Origin of the sequence: Oleiharenicola lentus (assembly GCF_004118375.1) — a bacterium.
GTDB classification, from domain to species: Bacteria; Verrucomicrobiota; Verrucomicrobiia; order Opitutales; family Opitutaceae; genus Lacunisphaera; species Lacunisphaera lenta.
This window is the reverse complement of record NZ_SDHX01000002.1, coordinates 590,641-609,152: the sequence shown is the minus strand read 5'-3', so window position 1 is coordinate 609,152 and position 18,512 is coordinate 590,641. Positions and strand designations below refer to the sequence as shown.

18 protein-coding genes are annotated in these 18,512 nt (G+C 66.2%); 17 read left to right on the top strand and 1 reads right to left on the bottom strand.

All coding sequences use genetic code 11. The features are described 5' to 3' along the window. Positions 1–3: 3 nt before the first annotated feature. A complete protein-coding gene (locus tag ESB00_RS19750) occupies positions 4–360 on the bottom strand; it encodes a hypothetical protein (protein WP_164976263.1) in 357 nt (118 codons plus the stop codon). A gap of 336 nt (positions 361–696) precedes the next feature. Here ESB00_RS19750 and ESB00_RS16400 point away from each other — a divergent pair, with 336 nt between their 5' ends. From ESB00_RS16400 to ESB00_RS16325, 17 genes are all read left to right on the top strand, one after another. Beyond that, complete coding sequence (locus ESB00_RS16400) at positions 697–2,217, top strand: pyruvate carboxylase subunit B (protein ID WP_179954392.1); 1,521 nt, start codon at positions 697–699, stop codon at positions 2,215–2,217. A 121-nt stretch (positions 2,218–2,338) separates the two neighbouring features. Beyond that, a complete protein-coding gene (locus ESB00_RS16395) occupies positions 2,339–4,477 on the top strand; it encodes a methylmalonyl-CoA mutase family protein (RefSeq protein ID WP_164976262.1) in 2,139 nt (712 codons plus the stop codon). 12 nt (positions 4,478–4,489) lie between these two features. Next, entirely contained in the window at positions 4,490–6,667 is a 2,178-nt protein-coding gene (gene scpA / locus ESB00_RS16390) for a methylmalonyl-CoA mutase (RefSeq protein WP_129048867.1), read from the top strand. Between the two features lie 184 nt (positions 6,668–6,851). After that, positions 6,852–7,952, top strand: a complete 1,101-nt coding sequence (gene meaB / locus ESB00_RS16385) for a methylmalonyl Co-A mutase-associated GTPase MeaB (RefSeq protein WP_129048866.1) — start codon at positions 6,852–6,854, stop codon at positions 7,950–7,952. 207 nt (positions 7,953–8,159) lie between these two features. Further along, the gene (gene mce / locus ESB00_RS16380) at positions 8,160–8,579 is read left to right on the top strand and encodes a methylmalonyl-CoA epimerase (protein WP_129048865.1); all 420 of its coding nucleotides are present in this window, start codon (positions 8,160–8,162) and stop codon (positions 8,577–8,579) included. A gap of 12 nt (positions 8,580–8,591) precedes the next feature. Further along, positions 8,592–10,145, top strand: coding sequence for an acyl-CoA carboxylase subunit beta (locus ESB00_RS16375; RefSeq protein ID WP_129048864.1), 1,554 nt, complete (start codon positions 8,592–8,594; stop codon positions 10,143–10,145). A gap of 18 nt (positions 10,146–10,163) precedes the next feature. Next, positions 10,164–10,577, top strand: coding sequence for a biotin/lipoyl-containing protein (locus ESB00_RS16370; RefSeq protein ID WP_129048863.1), 414 nt, complete (start codon positions 10,164–10,166; stop codon positions 10,575–10,577). Positions 10,578–10,598: 21 nt separating this feature from the next. Further along, the gene (locus ESB00_RS16365) at positions 10,599–10,820 is read left to right on the top strand and encodes a hypothetical protein (protein ID WP_129048862.1); all 222 of its coding nucleotides are present in this window, start codon (positions 10,599–10,601) and stop codon (positions 10,818–10,820) included. After that, positions 10,817–11,203, top strand: coding sequence for an OadG family protein (locus ESB00_RS16360; RefSeq protein WP_129048861.1), 387 nt, complete (start codon positions 10,817–10,819; stop codon positions 11,201–11,203). The genes ESB00_RS16365 and ESB00_RS16360 overlap by 4 nt, the downstream gene beginning before the upstream one ends. Before the next feature lie 14 nt (positions 11,204–11,217). Next, positions 11,218–12,198 (top strand): TerC/Alx family metal homeostasis membrane protein, encoded by a 981-nt coding sequence (locus tag ESB00_RS16355; protein ID WP_129048860.1) that lies wholly within the window; start codon positions 11,218–11,220, stop codon positions 12,196–12,198. Positions 12,199–12,217: 19 nt separating this feature from the next. Then, on the top strand, positions 12,218–12,370 hold the full coding sequence (locus ESB00_RS19745) for an OadG-related small transporter subunit (protein WP_164976261.1): 153 nt from the start codon (positions 12,218–12,220) through the stop codon (positions 12,368–12,370). Position 12,371: 1 nt separating this feature from the next. After that, a complete protein-coding gene (locus ESB00_RS16350; RefSeq protein WP_129048859.1) occupies positions 12,372–13,538 on the top strand; it encodes a sodium ion-translocating decarboxylase subunit beta in 1,167 nt (388 codons plus the stop codon). 1 nt (position 13,539) lies between these two features. Continuing rightward, positions 13,540–14,328 (top strand): biotin--[acetyl-CoA-carboxylase] ligase, encoded by a 789-nt coding sequence (locus tag ESB00_RS16345; protein ID WP_129048858.1) that lies wholly within the window; start codon positions 13,540–13,542, stop codon positions 14,326–14,328. A 180-nt stretch (positions 14,329–14,508) separates the two neighbouring features. Next, the gene (locus tag ESB00_RS16340; RefSeq protein ID WP_129048857.1) at positions 14,509–15,537 is read left to right on the top strand and encodes a hypothetical protein; all 1,029 of its coding nucleotides are present in this window, start codon (positions 14,509–14,511) and stop codon (positions 15,535–15,537) included. Then, positions 15,534–16,481, top strand: a complete 948-nt coding sequence (locus ESB00_RS16335) for a hypothetical protein (protein ID WP_129048856.1) — start codon at positions 15,534–15,536, stop codon at positions 16,479–16,481. The genes ESB00_RS16340 and ESB00_RS16335 overlap by 4 nt, the downstream gene beginning before the upstream one ends. Then, positions 16,478–17,542 (top strand): hypothetical protein, encoded by a 1,065-nt coding sequence (locus tag ESB00_RS16330; protein ID WP_129048855.1) that lies wholly within the window; start codon positions 16,478–16,480, stop codon positions 17,540–17,542. The genes ESB00_RS16335 and ESB00_RS16330 overlap by 4 nt, the downstream gene beginning before the upstream one ends. Positions 17,543–17,607: 65 nt before the next feature. Next, complete coding sequence (locus ESB00_RS16325) at positions 17,608–18,480, top strand: hypothetical protein (protein ID WP_129048854.1); 873 nt, start codon at positions 17,608–17,610, stop codon at positions 18,478–18,480. Positions 18,481–18,512 lie beyond the last annotated feature (32 nt).

Genomic DNA, 18,512 nt, shown 5'->3' with positions numbered 1-18,512 from the left:
GAATCATAGACCAGTGAGTAATTCCTGCACCTTGATATCCGTGATGCGGTCGCCATCATCGAGCTTCGCACGAAACTGAATGCCGCAGCCTTTGCCTGTCCTCAACAGTGAAACCAGCGTGTGATCGAAGCGGTCGATCGAGTATGTGAGACCAGCGTCGGTGAGCACTTGCAGGGCATGCGAAAGTGTATCGCCTATTTTCACTTTGCTTGTGATGATCGCATCGAAATGAGGCCGCGCAGCCCTGTTCTGATTCTCTTGCCAGCGCAGCGAGGCTCCGACGAGGACAGATGTGCATCCCGGTTGGTTAAGCATCGAACCAGCGAGAAACGAACAGACGGCCAACTTGCTAAGCTTCATTTAGAATGTTAAGCCCAACACTGTGATTCGGTCTCGTGGGTTTTTCGACCGTCTCCATTGCCGATACGCAAGCCCAAGCGCCTGCGCTTGGCAACGATGCAGATTTTTGGCGCGAGTGCGGGCGGGCTAAGCCACCCCTCACAACCCGTGCGCAGTGCCCGGCAAGATGCGGCGAGTTGGCGGAGGCGGGGGCGGGTATGCTGTCGGCATGGCACGCGTCAGTCCGCTTAGTCAGGTAAAAAAGAGCAGACCCGGTTCCGTGGTTCCCAGGGTAAGGGCCGGGTCTGGCTGTGTGGCAAAAGAGGCGGGCGCGCGTGCCATCCATTTCCCCTGCCCATGAAACCCGTCCTTTTCAACAACACGGTCCTGCGCGACGGCCACCAGTCGCTGGCGGCCACCCGCATGACCACCGAGCAGATGCTGCCGGCCGCGCCCACGCTCGATGCACTCGGCTTCGGCGCCCTGGAAACCTGGGGCGGGGCGACGATCGACTCCTGCCTGCGTTTCCTGAAGGAAAACCCCTTCACCCGCCTCGACCGCCTCAAGGCTGCGGCACCCAAGACGCCGCAGATGATGCTCCTGCGCGGCCAGAACCTCGTCCAATACACGAGCTTCCCCGACGACGTGGTCGAGGCCTTCGTGCGCTGCACCGCGGCGCACGGGCTCGACGTGTTCCGCATCTTCGACGCGCTCAACGACGCGCGCAACCTCCGCACGCCCATCCGCGCCGTGAAGGCCGCCGGCCGCCACGCCCAGGGCGCGATCTGCTACACGACGAGCCCGGTCCACACGCCGGAGCGCCTCGCGGCCTTCGCCGACGAACTCGTCGAGCTCGGCGTGGATTCGATCTGCATCAAGGACATGGCCGGCCTGATCCCGCCGCGCATCGCCTACGACCTCGTGAAGGCCATCAAGGCCCGGCACGCGCTGCCGGTCGTGCTGCACAGCCACGACACCGCCGGCCTCGCCGGCGCCTCCTACTACGCCGCCATCGAGGCAGGGGTGGACACCGTCGAGACTTCCATCGCCCCCTTCGCCAACGGCACCGGCCAGCCCGACACCGTGCGGATGCTCGCGATGCTGGCCGGAAACCCCCGCGCCCCGCATTTCCCGATTGATCCGCTCGCGGCGCTGCGCACGCACTTCGAGCAGGTGGCGAAGGAACTCGCCGCCTTCATGAGCCCGGTGAACGACCGGGTGGACAGCGACGCGCTCTGCTACCAGGTGCCCGGCGGCATGCTCTCCAATTTCCGGAATCAGCTGAAGGAAATGAAAATGGAGGCACGCTTCGCCGAGGTCATGGCCGAAGTTCCGGTCGTGCGCGCCGCGCTCGGCTGGATTCCGCTGGTCACGCCCACCTCGCAGATCGTCGGCACGCAGGCGATGCTCAACGTGAAGTTCGGCCGCTGGGCCAACCTCGCGCAGAACACCATCGACGTCGCCCTCGGCCGCTACGGCCGCACACCCGGTCCGGTTGATGCCGAACTGCGGGCGCTCGCGGCGAAGAAGTCCGGGCAGGAGCCCGTTACCGTCCGTCCCGCCGATCTGCTGTCACCGCGCCTGCCCGCGTTGAAGAAGGAACTCGCCGACAAGGGCCTGCCCGTCACCGACGACCTCGCCGTGCTTTTTGCGATGTTCCCGCGCGAGACCGAGGCGCTGCTCAAGCCCGCGCCCGCCGTCGCGCCGGCCCCGGCCGCCGCGAAACCGGCTGAGCCTGTCCCGGCTGCCGCCGTCACCGTGCCCACCACGGTCCGCGCCGCCGCCCCCGTGGCCGCGCGCAATGGTGCGCCCAATCACTTCCTGCTCACCGTCAACGGCCAGCGCCACGACGTGCTCGTGGAGGAGACCGCGTCGTGAACCGGGGTCATGTCAGCTCGGGGTCCCGTTCGGTCGCAGCCGGGGTCAGCCGGCTGGCCAGCGGCGTGACCGCCGCGGCTACGACCCGCGCGAAGATCCACCTCCGACCACCGCTTTGCCCATGAAAACCACCGCCACGCCGAATCTCTTTGCCGAGTTTCCGCCGCCTGCGCCGACCGACTGGCGCAAGGTCGCGGAGGAATCGCTGGAGGGCGCGCCGTTCGAGAAGAAGCTCGTGACGCGCACCCCCGAGGGCATCGACCTTCAGCCGATCTACACGCGCGCCGATGCCGGCGTCGCCGCCGGCGAATGGCCGGGCCTGCCGCCCTATGGTCGCGGGGCCGACGCCCTCGGCGCCCGGGCGCACGGCTGGCAGATTTGCCAGGAACTGCCCTATGGCACGCCGCCGGAGTTCAACGCCGCACTGTTGCAGGACCTCAACCGCGGGCAGAATTCCGTCAACCTGCTCCTCGACATTGCCACGCGCCTCGGGCTCGACCCCGACGAGGCCCGGGCCGGCGAAGTCGGCGGCTGCGGGCTGTCGCTCGCGACGCTCGATGATTTCGCCCGCGCGCTGCGTGGCGTGGACCTCTCGGCCGTGCCCGTCCATGTGCCCGCCGGCATTTCTGCACTCCCGCTCACGGCGATGTTCGCCTCGGCGATGATCGAGCAGGGCAAGAAACCGACGGACCTGCGCGGCGGTGTGCTCGCCGACCCGTTCTCCGAGTGGCTCGGCCGCGGCACGCTGCCCGCGGGCTTGCAGGCCGCTTACGACGACATGGCCGTGCTCACCGAGTGGGCCACGCGCACCGGTTCGCCGCTGCGCACGGTCGGCGTCGCCGCCAACCACTGGGCCGACGCCGGCGGTTCCGCCGTGCACGAGCTGGCCTTCGGCCTGGCCACGGGCGTGGATTACCTGCGCGCGCTGACCGACCGGCACATCCTGCCCGGGCGCGCCGCGCCGTCCTTCCTCTTCACGTTCTCGAGCGGTTCGAACTTCTTCATGGAGGTCGCCAAGTTCCGGGCCGCGCGCCTGCTCTGGGAACGGGCGGTCACCGCCGCCGGCGCTCCGGCCGAGGCCGGCCGGCTGGTCTTCCATGCGCGCACCTCGCTCTGGAACAAGACCGTGCTCGACGCCCACGTGAACCTTCTCCGCACGACCACCGAGGCATTCGCCGCGGTCATCGGCGGTTGCGAGAGCCTGCATGTGGCGCCCTTCGACGAGTGTTTCCGCGTGCCCGACGATTTCTCGCGCCGCCTCGCCCGCAACATCCAGGTGATCCTGGCCGAGGAGTGCGGGCTGGGCCGCGTGGTTGATCCCGCCGGCGGCTCCTGGTATGTCGAGGCACTCACGCGTCAGCTCGCCGCCAAGGCCTGGGCGCTGTTTCAAGACGTGGAGAAGCGCGGCGGGATGGCCGCGGCCATCCGCACGGGATTCCCCCAGGGCATCGTGGACCAGGTTGCCGCCGAGCGCCTCGCCGCGGTCGAGTCACGTCGCGATGGCATCATCGGCACGAACCTCCACCCGAACCTCAAGGAGAAGCCCGCTGCCGCCGAGTTGCCCGACTACGGCGCACTGGCCTCGCGCCGCGCCCGGCAGGTCTGCGCCTATCGCATGGCGACCGCGCCGGAGCGCGACGCCGAGGTCATGGGCCGCCTGGCCGATCTGCTTGGCGCCACCCCCGCGACCGTCATGAAGCGTCTGATCGAGGCCTTTGGCTGCGGCGCCACCCTCGGCGAAGTGGGCAAGGTCCTCCGCGCCGGGGCCGTCGAGGAGCCGCCGGTCGCGCGTCTGCGCATCCGGCGCCGCGCCGAGCCCTTCGAGCGGCTGCGCCAGCGCGCCGACGCCCATCTTATGCGCACGGGCGCCCGGCCCAAGGTGTTTCTCGCCAACCTCGGCCCGCGCAAGCAGCACGCCGGCCGCGCCGACTTCTCCACCGGGTTCTTCGCCGCCGGCGGTTTTGAGGTCGTGTCGAACAAGGGCTTTGAGACTCCGGCCGCCGCCGCGGCCGCGGCACGCGAATCCGGCGCGCCCATCGTGGTGATCTGCTCGACCGACGACACCTATCCGGCCCTCGTGCCGCCGCTCGCCGGCGAACTGAAGGCCGGTCCCAACCCGCCGACCGTCGTGCTCGCCGGTCTGCCCGCGACGCCCGCGTTGCAGGAGCAGTTCCGCACCGCCGGCGTGGACGAGTTCATCCACCTCCGCGCCAACTGCGCGCAACTGCTCGGCCGCTTCCAGGACAAACTCGGCCTCTGAGTCCCACGCACCATGAAATTCCCCGACTACACCCAGGTTCCCTTCGAAACCGTCCCGGCCCCCGGCAGCGCCTCGGCCTGGCGCAAGCTCGCCCGCAGCGCGCACGGCGGCCCGGATACTGTCGGCGAGTGGCAGACGCTTGAGCAGATCGGCGTGAAGCCCGTCTATGGGCCGGCCGACCTCGCCGACGCGACGCACCTCGACTACACGGCGGGCATCGCGCCTTTCCTGCGCGGGCCCTATGCGACGATGTATGTGCAGAAGCCGTGGACGATCCGCCAATACGCGGGGTTCTCGACCGCGACCGAGTCCAACGCCTTCTACAAGCGGAACCTCGCGGCCGGGCAGATGGGCCTGTCGGTGGCCTTCGATCTCGCCACGCACCGCGGCTACGACAGCGACCACCCGCGCGTGGTGGGCGACGTGGGCAAGGCCGGCGTGGCCGTGGACAGCGTGCTCGACATGCAGGCGCTCTTCAGCGGCATCCCGCTCGACCGCATCAGCGTCTCGATGACGATGAACGGCGCGGTGCTGCCGGTGCTGGCGTTCTACATCGTGGCGGCGCTGGAGCAGGGCGCGAAGCTCGAGCAGCTGTCCGGGACGATCCAGAACGACATCCTGAAGGAATACATGGTGCGGAACACCTACATCTATCCGCCCACGCCCTCGATGCGGATCATCGCAGACATCTTCGCGTTCACGTCGAAGAACATGCCGAAGTTCAATTCAATCTCGATCTCCGGCTATCACATGCAGGAGGCAGGCGCCACGGCCGACCTCGAGCTGGCCTACACGCTGGCCGACGGCCTCGAATACCTGCGCACCGGCCTGAAAGCCGGGATGGCGATCGACGAGTTCGCGCCGCGCCTCTCGTTCTTCTGGGCGCAAGGCAAGAACCCGTTCATGGAGATCGCCAAGATGCGCGCCGGCCGCCTGTTGTGGGCGAAGCTTGTGAAGCAGTTCAACCCGAAGAACCCGAAGTCCATGGCGCTGCGCACGCACTCTCAGACCTCGGGCTGGTCGCTCACCGAGCAGGACCCGTTCAACAACGTCGCGCGGACCTGCGTCGAGGCCATGGCCGCCGTGCTCGGCCACACGCAGAGCCTGCACACCAACTCGCTCGACGAGGCCATCGCGCTGCCGACGGATTTCTCCGCCCGCATCGCGCGAAACACCCAACTCTTCCTCCAGGCCGAGAGCGGGATCTGCTCCGTGGTCGATCCCTGGGGCGGTTCCTACTACGTCGAGCGGCTCACCCACGAGCTCGCGCACAAGGCCTGGGCACACATCGAGGAGGTCGAGAAACTCGGCGGCATGGCCAAAGCCATCGAAACCGGCGTGCCCAAGCTCCGCATCGAGGAAGCCGCGGCCCGCCGCCAGGCGCAGATCGATTCCGGCGCCGAGACGATAGTCGGCGTGAACAAATACCAGCTGGAGAAGGAGGCCCCCATGGAAATCCTGGAAGTGGACAACACCGCCGTGCGCGAGGCACAGATCAAGCAGCTGCAGCAGCTCAAGGCCAACCGCGACAACGCCAAGGTCCGCCAGACGCTCGACGCGCTGGCCGAGAGCGCGCGCACCGGCGAGGGCAACCTCCTCGCGCTCAGTGTCGAGGCCGCCAAGGCCCGCGCCACGCTCGGCGAAATCTCCGACGCGCTGGAAAAACACTTTGGCCGTTATCAGGCGCAGATCCGCTCGGTGGCAGGGGTCTATCGTTCGGCCTACACCGGCCGCGACGACGTCGCCAAGGTGCGTGCCCAGACCGATGCCTTTGCCGAACGCGAGGGCCGGCGCCCGCGCATCCTCATCGCCAAGCTCGGTCAGGACGGTCACGACCGCGGCGCCAAGGTCGTCGCCACCGCCATGGCCGACATGGGTTTCGACGTGGACATCGGCCCGCTCTTCCAAACGCCCGAGGAGGCGGCCCGCATGGCGGTCGAGAACGATGTGCATGTGGTCGCCATGAGTTCGCTGGCCGCCGGCCACAAGACGCTGCTCCCGCAGCTCGTGGGCGAGCTGGAGAAACAGGGCCGCGGCGACATCCTCGTCGTGTGCGGCGGTGTCATTCCCGCGCAGGACTACGCGTTCCTGCAGGATAACGGCGCCGCGGCCGTCTTCGGTCCCGGCACGCCCATTCCCCAATCGGCCGCGCAGGTGCTGGAAAGACTCGGCGTGGCCCCGGTGACCTGAGTCGCGATGATGTTCTCCACGCACAGGACCGCCGGTCCTGGAGGGCCAAGCTTCCGCTCGGCCGGGGGGTGGCCGCGTTGGAGCGTCGCGACCACGCGGTCGGGATTCAGCCACGCTTTCATCCCGCCCAGCCGGAATTCAAGCGCAGCTACAGGAAAAACCGTAACGCCGAGGAAATTTCGCGGTGAAACCTGATTCCTACCAACCCGACTGGGTGCCGCCGGAGGGCGGCGAGGGCTTCGCCACGCGGATCGTGCCAGGCACTCCCGCCGGAGCCTCGGTCGCGCGCGTGAAGGTGGCCGCGCCGGAGATAGGCCTGGCGGAACTGGCCAAGCGCATTCTGGCCGGGGATCGGGTGGCACTCGCTCGTGGCATCACTCTCGTGGAAAGCCGCTCGGCCGCGCACCGGGAGGCGGCGGAAGAGTTGCTCGCGTTGGTCAACGACCGGGCCGGCGCCGCGCTGCGCATCGGCATCACCGGCGTGCCGGGCGCAGGGAAAAGCACATTCATCGAGGCGCTCGGCCTGCAACTATGTGAAGACGGCTGGCAGGTGGCCGTGCTGAGCGTGGATCCGAGCAGTCCGGTGACAGGCGGCAGCATCCTCGGCGACAAAACGCGCATGGAGCGGCTGTCGCGTCATCCGGCGGCGTTCATCCGGCCCTCGCCGAGCGGCTGCGAACTCGGGGGCGTGGCCCGACGGACGCGCGAGACGATTGCGCTGTGCGAGGCGGCGGGCTTCGACACCGTGTTGGTGGAGACCGTCGGGGTGGGGCAGAGCGAGGTGCTCGTGCGCGACATGGTGGACTGTTTTCTCGTGCTCCTGATCGCCGGGGCGGGCGATGAGCTGCAGGGCATGAAGAAGGGCATCATTGAACTCGCGGACCTGCTGGTGGTGAACAAGGCCGACGGAGACAACCGCGCGCGCGCCGAGGCGGCGCGGCTGGAATTTACCCGGGCGCTGCAGTACCTTGCGGGCAAGGAGGGGGCATGGCAGCCGCCGGTGCTGGCCTGTTCTGCGCAAACCGGAGAGGGCGTGGGCGCCGTGTGGGACACGGTCGAGCAATTCATTGCGCAGGCGCGGGGGAGGGGAGACTTTGAGGTGCGGCGCGGCACGCAGCAGTTGACGTGGCTGCAGACACAGATCGAGGAAGGGCTGAAGGAGCTGATGCTCGCCGATCCGGCGGTGCGAGCCGAGCAGGCGGAAGTGGTGCGCCGGGTGGCGGCGGGTTCGCTTTCACCCACGGCCGGAGCGCGGCGCTTGCTGGCGAAGATCGCGAAGAAGTGAGGAGCGAAATCGGGGCGGTGCTCCGAACTCGTCTTGTGGAGGCTCAGCTCCAGCTGAGCCCTCCAGGGGACCCACGCACGATAAGTTTCCCAAATGGCCCGGGATTTGGCGGGCGGCCAGTAGCGGTGCGCATGAGTTGGCAAGATGTGCGGAGAGCACGCGGCTTGCATCGGATACACTCACGTTGCCGGTCGAAACCGTCACACCATGATCCAAGCCATTGACCACCTCGGCATCGCGGTCCGCTCGCTCGACGAGGCGATTCCGCTCTACGAAAAAGCCCTCGGACTCACCTGCCTCGGGCGGGAGGAAGTTGCCTCGCAGAAAGTGCGCACGGCGTTCTTCGACGCCGGCGGGGTGCATCTGGAGCTCCTCGAACCCACGGCGCCCGAGAGCCCGATCGCCAAGTTCCTCGCGGAAAAGGGCGAAGGCGTTCATCACGTCGCTTTCCGCACCGATGACATCGGGGCGCAGCTCAAGCAGGCCGCCGATGCCGGCGTGCGCCTGATCCACGAGAAACCCTTTGAGGGCGCGGCCGGCAAGCTCGTCGCCTTCCTGCATCCAAAATCCACGCGCGGCGTGCTCACCGAGCTCTGCGCCCTGAAGCCCGAGGCCGTCGCCCACTAACCGACTTTCCCCATGCCTATCGCCGCACCGCTGATGGAAACGCTGGCCGAGCGCCGGCACCTCGCCCTCACCGGCGGGGGCGCCGACAAGCTCGAAGCCCGCCACGCCAAGGGGCTGCTCGGAGCGCGCGAGCGCCTCGTCGCCCTGTTTGACCCGCACACCTTCATGGAGTGGGGCATGCACGCCGACCACGACTGCCACGGCTTCGGTCTCGACGACAAGAGTTTCCCCGGCGACGGCGTCGTGACGGGCGTTGGCTACGTCAACGGCCGGCCCGCGGCGGCCTTCAGCCAGGACTTCACGATCTGCGGCGGCTCGCTCGGTCGCATCCACTCGAAGAAGATTAGCGACCTCATGGACTACGCCATGAAGGCTGGCATGCCGATCATCGGCATCAACGACTCCGGCGGCGCACGCATCCAGGAGGGCGACGACTCGCTCTCGGGCTACGGCCAGGTGTTCTTCCGCAACGTCCAGGCCTCGGGCCTCGTGCCGCAGGTGTCGGTCATCGCCGGTCCCTGTGCCGGCGGCGCCGCCTACAGTCCGGCGCTCACGGACTTCGTCATCATGACGAAACAGAATGCCAACATGTTCATCTGCGGCCCCGACGTCATCAAGGCGGCGACCGGCCAGAGCGTGACGATGGACGAGATCGGCAGCGCCACGGCGCACGCCTCGATCAGCGGCAACATCCACTTCACGACAGAGAACGACACGCAGGCGCTCGAACTCACGCGCAAGCTGCTCTCGTTCCTCCCGTCGAACAACATCGCCGACGCCCCGCACAAGCTGACGCCCGCGCTCGACCTTGCGCCGGACCCGCAGCTCAACGAGATCATTCCCGCGGACCCCAAGGCACCGTTTGATGTGCTGAAGGTCATCGCCCGTCTGGTGGACGGCGGTGATTTCCTCGAGGTGCAGAAGGACTGGGCCAAGAACCTCGTGGTGGGCTTCGGGCGCATCCAGGGTGTGGTCTGCGGCATCGTGGCCAACCAGCCGCTGGTGAAGGCCGGCACCCTCGACATCGATTCTTCCGACAAAGGTGCGCGCTTCATCCGCACCTGCAACGTTTACAGCATCCCGATCGTAACGCTGGTGGACATTCCCGGCTTCATGCCCGGCCTGGCCCAGGAACGCGGCGGCATCATCCGTCACGGCGCGAAGATGCTTTTCGCCTACGCGGCGGCCACGGCACCGAAGCTCACGGTCATCCTCCGCAAGGCCTACGGCGGCGCCTACCTCGCCATGTGCAGTGCCGACATGGGCGCGGACATGGTCTATGCCTGGCCCACGGCCGAAATCGCGGTGATGGGCGCCGAGGGCGCGGTGAAGATCCTGTTCAAGCGGGACATCGCCGGCGCCACCGACCCGAAGGCGAAGGAGGCCGAGCTGGTCGCGATGTATCGCGAGAAGTTCTCCTCCCCGTTCGAGGCGGCCCGCAAGGGCTTCATCACCGACGTGATCGAGCCCGCGCAGACCCGCGCGACGCTGGCGATGGCGCTGCGCAACACGCTTTCCAAGCGGGAGACCCGTCCGCCCAAGAAGCACGGAAATATCCCGCTCTAATCCCAACCGCACCTTCCCATGAAAAAACTCCGCGTCACCGTGGATGGCAAAGTCTATGACGTGCTCGTCGAAATGCTCGACGATGCCTCCGCGCCGACCCGCGCGCCGGTTGCCCCGGTGGCGGCTTCCGCGCCCGCACCCGTGGCCGCCGCGCCCGTGCCGGTGGCTCCCGCCGCCGCCCCCGCCGCCCCCGCCGCTCCGCCGCCCGCCGCCGCCGGTACCGGCGGCATTCCCAGCCCGCTGGCCGGCAAGGTCGTCTCCATCGACGTCAAGGTCGGCGACGCTGTCGCCGAAGGCGCACAACTCGTGACCCTCGAGGCCATGAAGATGAACACCTTCGTCTATGCCCCGCGCGCCGGCAAGGTCGCCGCCGTGCATACCTCACCCGGCGAAGCCGTCGAAGAAGGCGCCGCCCTGCTCACCCTCGCCTGAAACTCCAATCCACCCGGCCCGATGAAACCACGGACCCTCCGCCTGGCCGCCCTTGTGCTGATGGGCATCGCCCTGTTCTTCGGGCTGGATCTCCCGCGTTTCTTCCTGCCCGGCTGGTCACCGCTAGAGCGCACCGCGCTCGACGCCCTCGGCCAGCTGGTGGCCTACGCCGGCATGGGCGCGCTGGCGCTGCTCATCGACGACCGGCGCGGCGCGGGCTCCGACAAGATAACCTCCCTGTGAACCCATTGCCTGTATTCTTTGTCCTGCCTGTCGCCGAAGCCGTGGCCGCACCCGCCGCGGGCGGCCTCGAGACGGGCACCGTTCTCCTCGGCCTGCTGATCGTGGCCGTGGCCTGGCTGGCCTCCTCGGTGAGCAACCTCCGCACCGAGGTCGCGGCGCTCAAGGAGGCGCTGGCCGTCCCGCCGAAACCGGTGGTCGCGGCGCCTTCGCTGCCGGTTCCGGCAGGACCCACAAGCGACGAGGTCGCGGTCATCGCGGCCGCGGTGCATTGCCTCTTCGGTGCGAACGCCCGGGTCGTGGCGGTCGTGCCACCCAGCGACCACGCCCAGGCCTGGTCGCGTGAGGGCCGCCGTGAGGTGTTTCAGTCCCACCAAATCCGCTGACGCCGTGCTTTCCCATGAACCCCATAACCGTGCTTTGGATTTCGTTTTGGACGATCTTCGTGGTCGTCTCGGCGATTGATCTGTTTGTCGTGACCCACCGCCACTCGGTGGTGGGCGTCGGCTCGGCCCTGCGCTGGACGGGGTTGTGGATCACGGTTGCGCTGCTGTTTGGCGTGGCGGTGTGGTTCTTTCATCCCACCGGGCACGAGACCGCGATGCTCTACCTGGCGGGTTACCTGACGGAATATTCGCTGTCGGTGGACAACCTGTTCGTGTTCATCCTCATCTTTTCGCTGATGGGCGTGGGCGAAGAGGCGCAACCGAAGCTGATCAAGCTCGGTATCTTCCTTTCGATCGCGTTGCGCATCCTCTTCATCCTTTTCGGCATCGCGCTGGTGATGAAGTTCCACTGGCTGCTCTACCTGTTCGGCGCGCTGCTGGTCTGGACCGCCTGGAAGATGCTCACGGCCGACGAGGACGAACAGGTGCACCCGGAGAAGAACCTCCTGCACCGCCTCGCCTCCAAGCTGCTGCCCGTGCATCCGCTGGAACCCGGCTCGCGCCGGCTGGCGCTGGTGAAGGACGGCAAGTGGGGCGTGACGCCGCTGTTCCTCGTGTTCCTGGTGATCGGCAGCACCGACGTGCTGTTCGCACTCGACTCGATTCCCGCGATCATGGGCATCAGCCAGGACCCGTTCGTGGTGCTCACTTCCAACGTGTTCGCGGTGCTCGGCCTGAACTCCCTGTTCTTCGCCATTCGCGGCATCATGGGGATGTTCAAGTTTCTCAAGCACGGTGTGAGCCTCATCCTGCTGTTCATCGGAGCCAAGATGATCGCCGGCATGTATGCGCCGGTGGAGCACTGGTTCAAGGCCCACACCTTCGTCTCGCTGCTCGTGATCGGCCTCATCCTCGCCGTCTCGATCGTGCTCTCGGTCTGGCACAACCGGACAACGGGCACGCCGGGGACCGCCGCGGACTCCGCCTCCCTCTGAACCGCAACCGTTTCCCACCATGGACACCTGGACCTTCGGTCTCACTCTTCTGCTCGTCGGCATGGGCGGCACCATGTTGACCCTCTACCTGCTCACCCTGCTGATCGGCCTGCTCACACGGCTGCTGCCGGTGCGTCCCGAAAAGCCCGCCGGCGACAAGGAGGGCACCTGACATGATCGACGCCATCCTCGCCGGACTGTCGGCCCTCGCCGAGGGCTGCCGCCACCTCGCCGCGCACGGCGGGCCCAACCTCGTGATGATCGCCATCGCGTTCGCGATGTTCTACCTCGCGATTGCCAAGGACGTGGAACCGCTGCTGCTGCTGCCCATCGGCTTCGGCTGCCTGCTGGCCAACCTTCCCCTCAGCGAGGTCATGGACCACGAGGGGGTGCTGCGCTCGCTCTACAACATGGGCATCGGCAACGAGCTGTTCCCGCTGCTGATCTTCATCGCGATCGGCTCGATGACCGATTTCACGCCGCTGCTCTCGAATCCCAAGCTGTTGCTGTTCGGCGCGGCCGGGCAGCTCGGCATCTTCCTGACGCTGATCGTGGCGCTGATGCTCGGATTTACGAAGGAGGAGGCCGTGTCGGTGGCCGTCATCGGCGCCTGCGACGGCCCGACCGTGATCTACGTTTCGAACCTATTTGCCGGCCTGAACAAGATCCCGACCGCGATGGTCGGCGCGCTGGCGGTGGCGGCCTATTCCTACATGGCCCTGGTGCCGATCCTGCAACCGCCGATCATGCGCCTGCTCACGACGCAGAAGGAGCGTGCCACGCCGATGCCCAGCGGCCGCGGCAAGGTTTCCAAGGCCGCGCTCATCGCGTTTCCGCTGATCGTGACCGCCATCACGGGCATCATCGCCCCGAAGGGCCTGCCGCTGATGGGCATGGTGATGCTCGGAAACTTCATGAAGGTCAGCGGCGCCGTCTCGCGCCTGACCAAGGCGAGCGAGAACGAGATCGCCAACATCTCCACGCTGTTCCTCGGCCTCGCCATCGGCGGCACGATGAACGGCCCCGAGTTCCTGAAGGTCCAGACGTTGATGGTATTTGGCCTCGGGTTGCTGGCGATTGTCACCGACACAGCCGGTGGCGTGCTGCTGGGCAAGCTCTGGTATTACCTCTCCGGCGGCAAAGTGAACCCCATGGTCGGCGCGGCCGGCATCTCGGCCTACCCGATGGCCGCGCGGCTTGTGCAGAACGAAGGCCAGCGCTGGAACAAGCAAAACCACCTGCTCATGCACGCCATGGGCGCCAACACCGGCGGCCAGATCGGTTCGGTCATGGCCGCCGCCATCATGCTCTCGATCCTGAAGGGTCTCGGCATCATCTGAAGTGGAACCGGTTCATGCCATCGCCCCGCCTCCCATCACCCTTGCCGCCTTCCCGGAAGCCGGCTGGGCGGTGCAGCGGCTGGAGCAGGCTGACTCGACGCAGCGGATCGCCGCCGATCTGCCGGCCTGGGCGGCCGTAGTCGCCGCGCATCAGACCGGGGGACGCGGACAGCGCGAGCGGACCTTCACCTCCGATGTCGGCGGGCTCTACCTGACCGCGGTCGTGCCCTTTGACGGCAACGCGGCGGCGTGGCGGGGATTTGCGCTCGCGATCGGCCGGGGCGCGTTGCTCGCCTTGACGGAACTGGGCGTGGAGGACCTGCGGCTGCGGTGGCCCAACGACCTGATGATCGGCCCGCGCAAGGTGGGCGGCATCCTGGTGGAACAGGGCGGCCCGCGCACGCTGCTGGTGGGCATCGGCATCAACATCACGAACCGGCCCTGGCTGGAGGATCACACCCTGCGTTACAGCGCCGGGCGACTGCTCGATCACTGCGACCGCGCCCTGACCGGTCCGGGGCAGCTGATCGAGCCCGTGTTGGACGGCATCCGCCGTGCACACGAGGAGTTTGCTGCGACGCGCCTTGCCGGCCTTGTGCCGGAGCTGAACCCCTGCTGGGGGCCGCGACGCCACGTGTGGCTGGAGGCGGTGGCAGAGACCGATCTGCCGGAAACGGAGGGGGCCTTCGCCGGCATCGACGCGAGCGGTCAGGTGCTGATCGCGCGGCCTGATGGATCCTTGGCCGCCATTCCGGAGCATCACATTCAAAGACTCGTCGAGGTGGAGTAACCCCTGTGGGCCAGACCGCCCTCGTCCGGGGTCGAAATGGGTAGGGCTAGTCTATTCTATAGGGAGAGCAAATGGCCCGGAACAGCCTTGGCTTGAACGAGTCACCGAAACAGTTTCCCTGCACACCCACACCCCCGGCTGCCGAAGGGGCCAATTCGGCCGGCCGAACCCCTGATCCCCATGCGTCTCCGCTTTCGCACCGCCGCGCTGGCTGGTGGCCTTTTGCTGGCCGTCACCTTTGCTGTCGCCGCCGAGACGGTTGCCACCGCGGTTTATTCACGCGTCAGCAAGGGCTACAAGCGCGAGAAGGCCAAAGACGGCAGCTTCATGCCGGAATACTATGCCATGACCAATGGCGGCCGGATCGATGGCACAACGAGTGACATCACCGTGGATCGGGTCAGTTATGGTGAGGTGGCGCAGATAGCACGGCGAGTTTTGGCCACGCAAAGCTATCATCTGGCGGAGACGAAGGAGCAGGCGACGCTGCTTTTGGTGCTGAATTGGGGCAGCACGATTGCACCCAATGGCATGCACAAGGAGATGAATGTCGCCTCCGCCCGGGCCGCGCTGGCGGCGCTCGGCGAAACCTCGGCCACCGCGAATCAAACGGTCACCTCCACCTATGGCGGCCAGGATGTCGCGAAGAACGCCGCGGCCGGTTTCAACAGGAGCCCGCAGTTTGCGACCAACGAGGAAATGGCCGTGGTCAGTGCCGCGGGCTCGGTCGAGGGTTCCTTTCTCCAATCTCTGGTGGATGACCGGGTCCGGGACCGGCTGAACGAGGCAAATGCGCGCGTTCTGGGCTACGTGGACGACCTGGCCGCCGCCAACGGCATCCACCGCTATGCGGGTGGCGGCGACCGTTACAGCGACCTCATCGGTGACGTCGAGGAGTCTCGCTACTACATCGTGGTCTCGGCCTACGATTTCAAGGAGCTGGAGCAGAAGAAAAAGAGGAAGCTGCTGTGGCATACCCGGGTGAGCGTGCGTTCGCCGGGCAACAATTTCGACGACACCTACCTGGCGATGTTGAAGAACGCCTCGCTGTATTTCGGACAGAACAGCGGCAAGCTTGTCCGAGGCGAGGAGACGAAGGGCACGGTCGAGTTGGGCGAGCTGAAGTATCTCGGCGAGGCCAAGGAACCGGTCGCGGAGCAGCCGGCCCAGGAAGATGAGGCCGCGTCCGACGAGGAGGTGGAGCCATGAAGCGGGTCCAGGCTGGTCTGCGGGCGGCGGTGCTGGCGCCCCTGGTTTTCGTCGGAAGCGGCCTTGCCGCCGCCGATACGGTGGCCACGACGGTCTATGCGCGTGTCGGCAGCGGTTACCAGCGCGCCCAGGCCAAGGACGGTAGCTACAAAGAGGAATACTACGCGCTGAGCAACGGCGGGCGCATCGCGGGCACCACCAGCGACAACACGATCGACCGGGTGACCTATCCCGAGGTCGCGGAAATCACCGCCCGCTTTCTGGCGCAACAGAACTACCATTACGCGCAGTCCAAGGAGCAGGCGAAGCTGCTGCTCGTCCTGAACTGGGGGGAGACGCTCAGTTTCAACGGCATGAACTACAACTATGCGGTCCAGCAATTGTCCCGTGCAGCCGAGATGTTGGCGAAGGACAAGATGTATGCGAATCAGTCGGGGGCAGCTGAGAGGGATATCGCCATGGGCGAGCCCTCGACCAAAGTCGATGCGATGGCCGAGTATCTCCTCATGCTGCGGATGGAGAACAAGGTCCGCGACGACATCAACCTGCCCAATGCGAAGATCCTCGGCTATCTCGATGCGATCAACGAGGCCGACGGCATCCAGCGCTGGGCGGGTGGCGGGGACAACTACAACGACCTCCTCGCCGAGCTCGAGGAACCCCGCTACTATATTGTCATCACCGCCTACGATTTTCCCGAGCTGCTGAAGGGCGGCAAGAAGCGGCTGTTGTGGCAGACCCGCGTGAGCGTGCGCTCACCGGGCAACAGCTTTGACCAAAGCTTTGTGCCCATGCTGAAGAGCGCTTCGCCCTACTTTGGCCGCGACAGCGGCAAGCTCGTACGGACGGAACAGGAAAAGGCGAAGGTTGAGCTCGGCGATCTGAAGTTCCTCGGCGAAGTGAAGGACAAACCTGTAGAATCCCAAACCAAGGAGAGCAAATGAACCCCCAGGCAGGCCGAATGACGGCGATCATGTTTGTGTTGGCTGGAGCGGTGCTCTGTCCGGCGGCGGACACCGTCGCCACGGCCGTGTATTCGCGCATCAGCAAGGGCTACAAGCGCGAGAAGGCCAAGGACGGCAGCTACAAGCCCGAGTTCTATGCCATGACCGAAGGCGGTCGGATCGAGGGCACCGCGAGCGATATCACGGTGGAAAAGGTCACCTACCTGGAGGTGGCGGGGATCACCCGGCAGTTGCTCACGACGCAGAACTACCATCTGGCCCAGACAAAGGAGCAGGCGAAGCTGCTCCTGGTCCTGAACTGGGGCAGCACAATCGCGCCCAACGGCATGCACCAACAACAGAATGTCGCATCCCTGCGTTCCGCGATGGCTTCGCTCGGCATGGACCAGTATAAACTGAACAATCCGGCCCCCTTTGATGAGTATGCCGCCAGACCCATTTACGAAGGCCAGGATCTGTCCAAGAACGCGACCAACGGATTAAACCGCAGCATCCAATGGGCCACCAATGAGGAGATGGCGGTGGTTACCGCCGCCAACTCGGTGGAGAGCTCCTTTGTCCAGTCGCTGTCCGATGACCGGGTGCGCGACCGGTTGAACGAGGCGAACGCACGGGTGCTCGGCTATGTGGACGATCTCGCGGACGCCAACGACATCCGCCGCTATGCCGGGGGCGGGGACCGCTACAACGACCTGATCGGCGACATCGAGGAGTCGCGCTACTATATTGTGGTTTCGGCCTACGACCTGCCTGAGCTGGAGCAGAAGAAAAAGAAGAAGCTGCTCTGGCAAACGCGGGTGAGTGTGCGTTCGCCGGGCAACAGTTTCAACGACACCTATCTGGCGATGTTGAAGAACGCCTCGCTGTATTTCGGACAGAACAGCGGCAAGCTCGTCCGCGGCGAAGGGACGAAGGGCACGGTCGAGTTGGGCGAGCTGAAGTACCTCGGCGAGGCCAGAAATCAGGAGGTAGAAGAGCAGCCCGCGAATGAGCCGGCCGATGAGGAAACAGAGCCAACCGAGAAGGAGGAGAGCAAATGAGGCGCATATCTTGCAGCAGGATCATTTTTTCGGTGCTGGTCGCCGGGGTTGTTTCATCAACCGTTTTGGCCGCCGACGAGACGGTGGCCACGGCGGTTTACGCGCGGGCTGCGAAGGATTATAAGCGCGAGCGGCAGAAGGACGGCTCCTTCAAGCCGGAGTTCTACGGCCTGGCCAATGGCGGGCGCATCGCCGGCACGGGCAGTGATGTCACGGTGGATCGGGTAACCTACCCGGAGGTGGCGCAGATTGCCGCCCGGTTGCTCGCGCAGCAAAATTACCATTACGCCCAAAGTGCCAAGCAGGCGGATCTGATGATCGTGCTGCACTGGGGCACGACGATCGCCTTCAACAGCGGCAACTACAGCCAGGCGGTGAATCAGGTGGCCACCTCCATGGCGGGCAACGGACCGCAGGGGATGGGCAGCATGGAGCGCAACATGTCGGCGGTGCCAACCGACGGGGCGGGTGGTGGCGGCGGGACGGACGAGAGCGCCATGCTGATGCTGATGGCGGAGAACCGCGCCCGGGACCAGATCAACCTGCCCAACGCCCGGCTGCTGGGCTATCTCGACGACATCAACGACTCCGACGACATCCGGCGCTGGGCCGGAGGCGGGGACCGTTACAACGATCTCATGGCCGATATTGAGGAGTCGCGCTACTACATCATCGTCTCGGCCTACGACTTCGACCAGCTCGTGAACCACCAGAAGAAGGTGCTGCGCTGGCAGACGCGTGTCAGCGTGCGCGCGCCGGGCAACCGCTTCGACGACAGCTTCGCCGCCATGCTGAAGGGGGCGTCGAAGTATTTCGGCCAGGACAGCGGCCGGCTCAAGCGCGGCGAGGAGAGCAAGGGCACGGTGGAGCTCGGCGACCTGAAGTTTCTCGGGGAGGCGAAGGAGCAGGATGCCTCGCAGGCCGGGCCGAAGAAATAGGGCGGAAATGCACCGGACCGCCTGCACCGCGC

Coding starts and splice junctions, on each gene's coding strand:
- ESB00_RS19750 (WP_164976263.1), bottom strand. CDS start 360: ATGAAGCTTAGCAAGTTGGCCGTCTGTTCGTTTCTCGCTGGTTCGATG.
- ESB00_RS16400 (WP_179954392.1), top strand. CDS start 697: ATGAAACCCGTCCTTTTCAACAACACGGTCCTGCGCGACGGCCACCAG.
- ESB00_RS16395 (WP_164976262.1), top strand. CDS start 2,339: ATGAAAACCACCGCCACGCCGAATCTCTTTGCCGAGTTTCCGCCGCCT.
- scpA (WP_129048867.1), top strand. CDS start 4,490: ATGAAATTCCCCGACTACACCCAGGTTCCCTTCGAAACCGTCCCGGCC.
- mce (WP_129048865.1), top strand. CDS start 8,160: ATGATCCAAGCCATTGACCACCTCGGCATCGCGGTCCGCTCGCTCGAC.
- ESB00_RS16375 (WP_129048864.1), top strand. CDS start 8,592: ATGCCTATCGCCGCACCGCTGATGGAAACGCTGGCCGAGCGCCGGCAC.
- ESB00_RS16370 (WP_129048863.1), top strand. CDS start 10,164: ATGAAAAAACTCCGCGTCACCGTGGATGGCAAAGTCTATGACGTGCTC.
- ESB00_RS16365 (WP_129048862.1), top strand. CDS start 10,599: ATGAAACCACGGACCCTCCGCCTGGCCGCCCTTGTGCTGATGGGCATC.
- ESB00_RS16355 (WP_129048860.1), top strand. CDS start 11,218: ATGAACCCCATAACCGTGCTTTGGATTTCGTTTTGGACGATCTTCGTG.
- ESB00_RS19745 (WP_164976261.1), top strand. CDS start 12,218: ATGGACACCTGGACCTTCGGTCTCACTCTTCTGCTCGTCGGCATGGGC.
- ESB00_RS16350 (WP_129048859.1), top strand. CDS start 12,372: ATGATCGACGCCATCCTCGCCGGACTGTCGGCCCTCGCCGAGGGCTGC.
- ESB00_RS16340 (WP_129048857.1), top strand. CDS start 14,509: ATGCGTCTCCGCTTTCGCACCGCCGCGCTGGCTGGTGGCCTTTTGCTG.
- ESB00_RS16335 (WP_129048856.1), top strand. CDS start 15,534: ATGAAGCGGGTCCAGGCTGGTCTGCGGGCGGCGGTGCTGGCGCCCCTG.
- ESB00_RS16330 (WP_129048855.1), top strand. CDS start 16,478: ATGAACCCCCAGGCAGGCCGAATGACGGCGATCATGTTTGTGTTGGCT.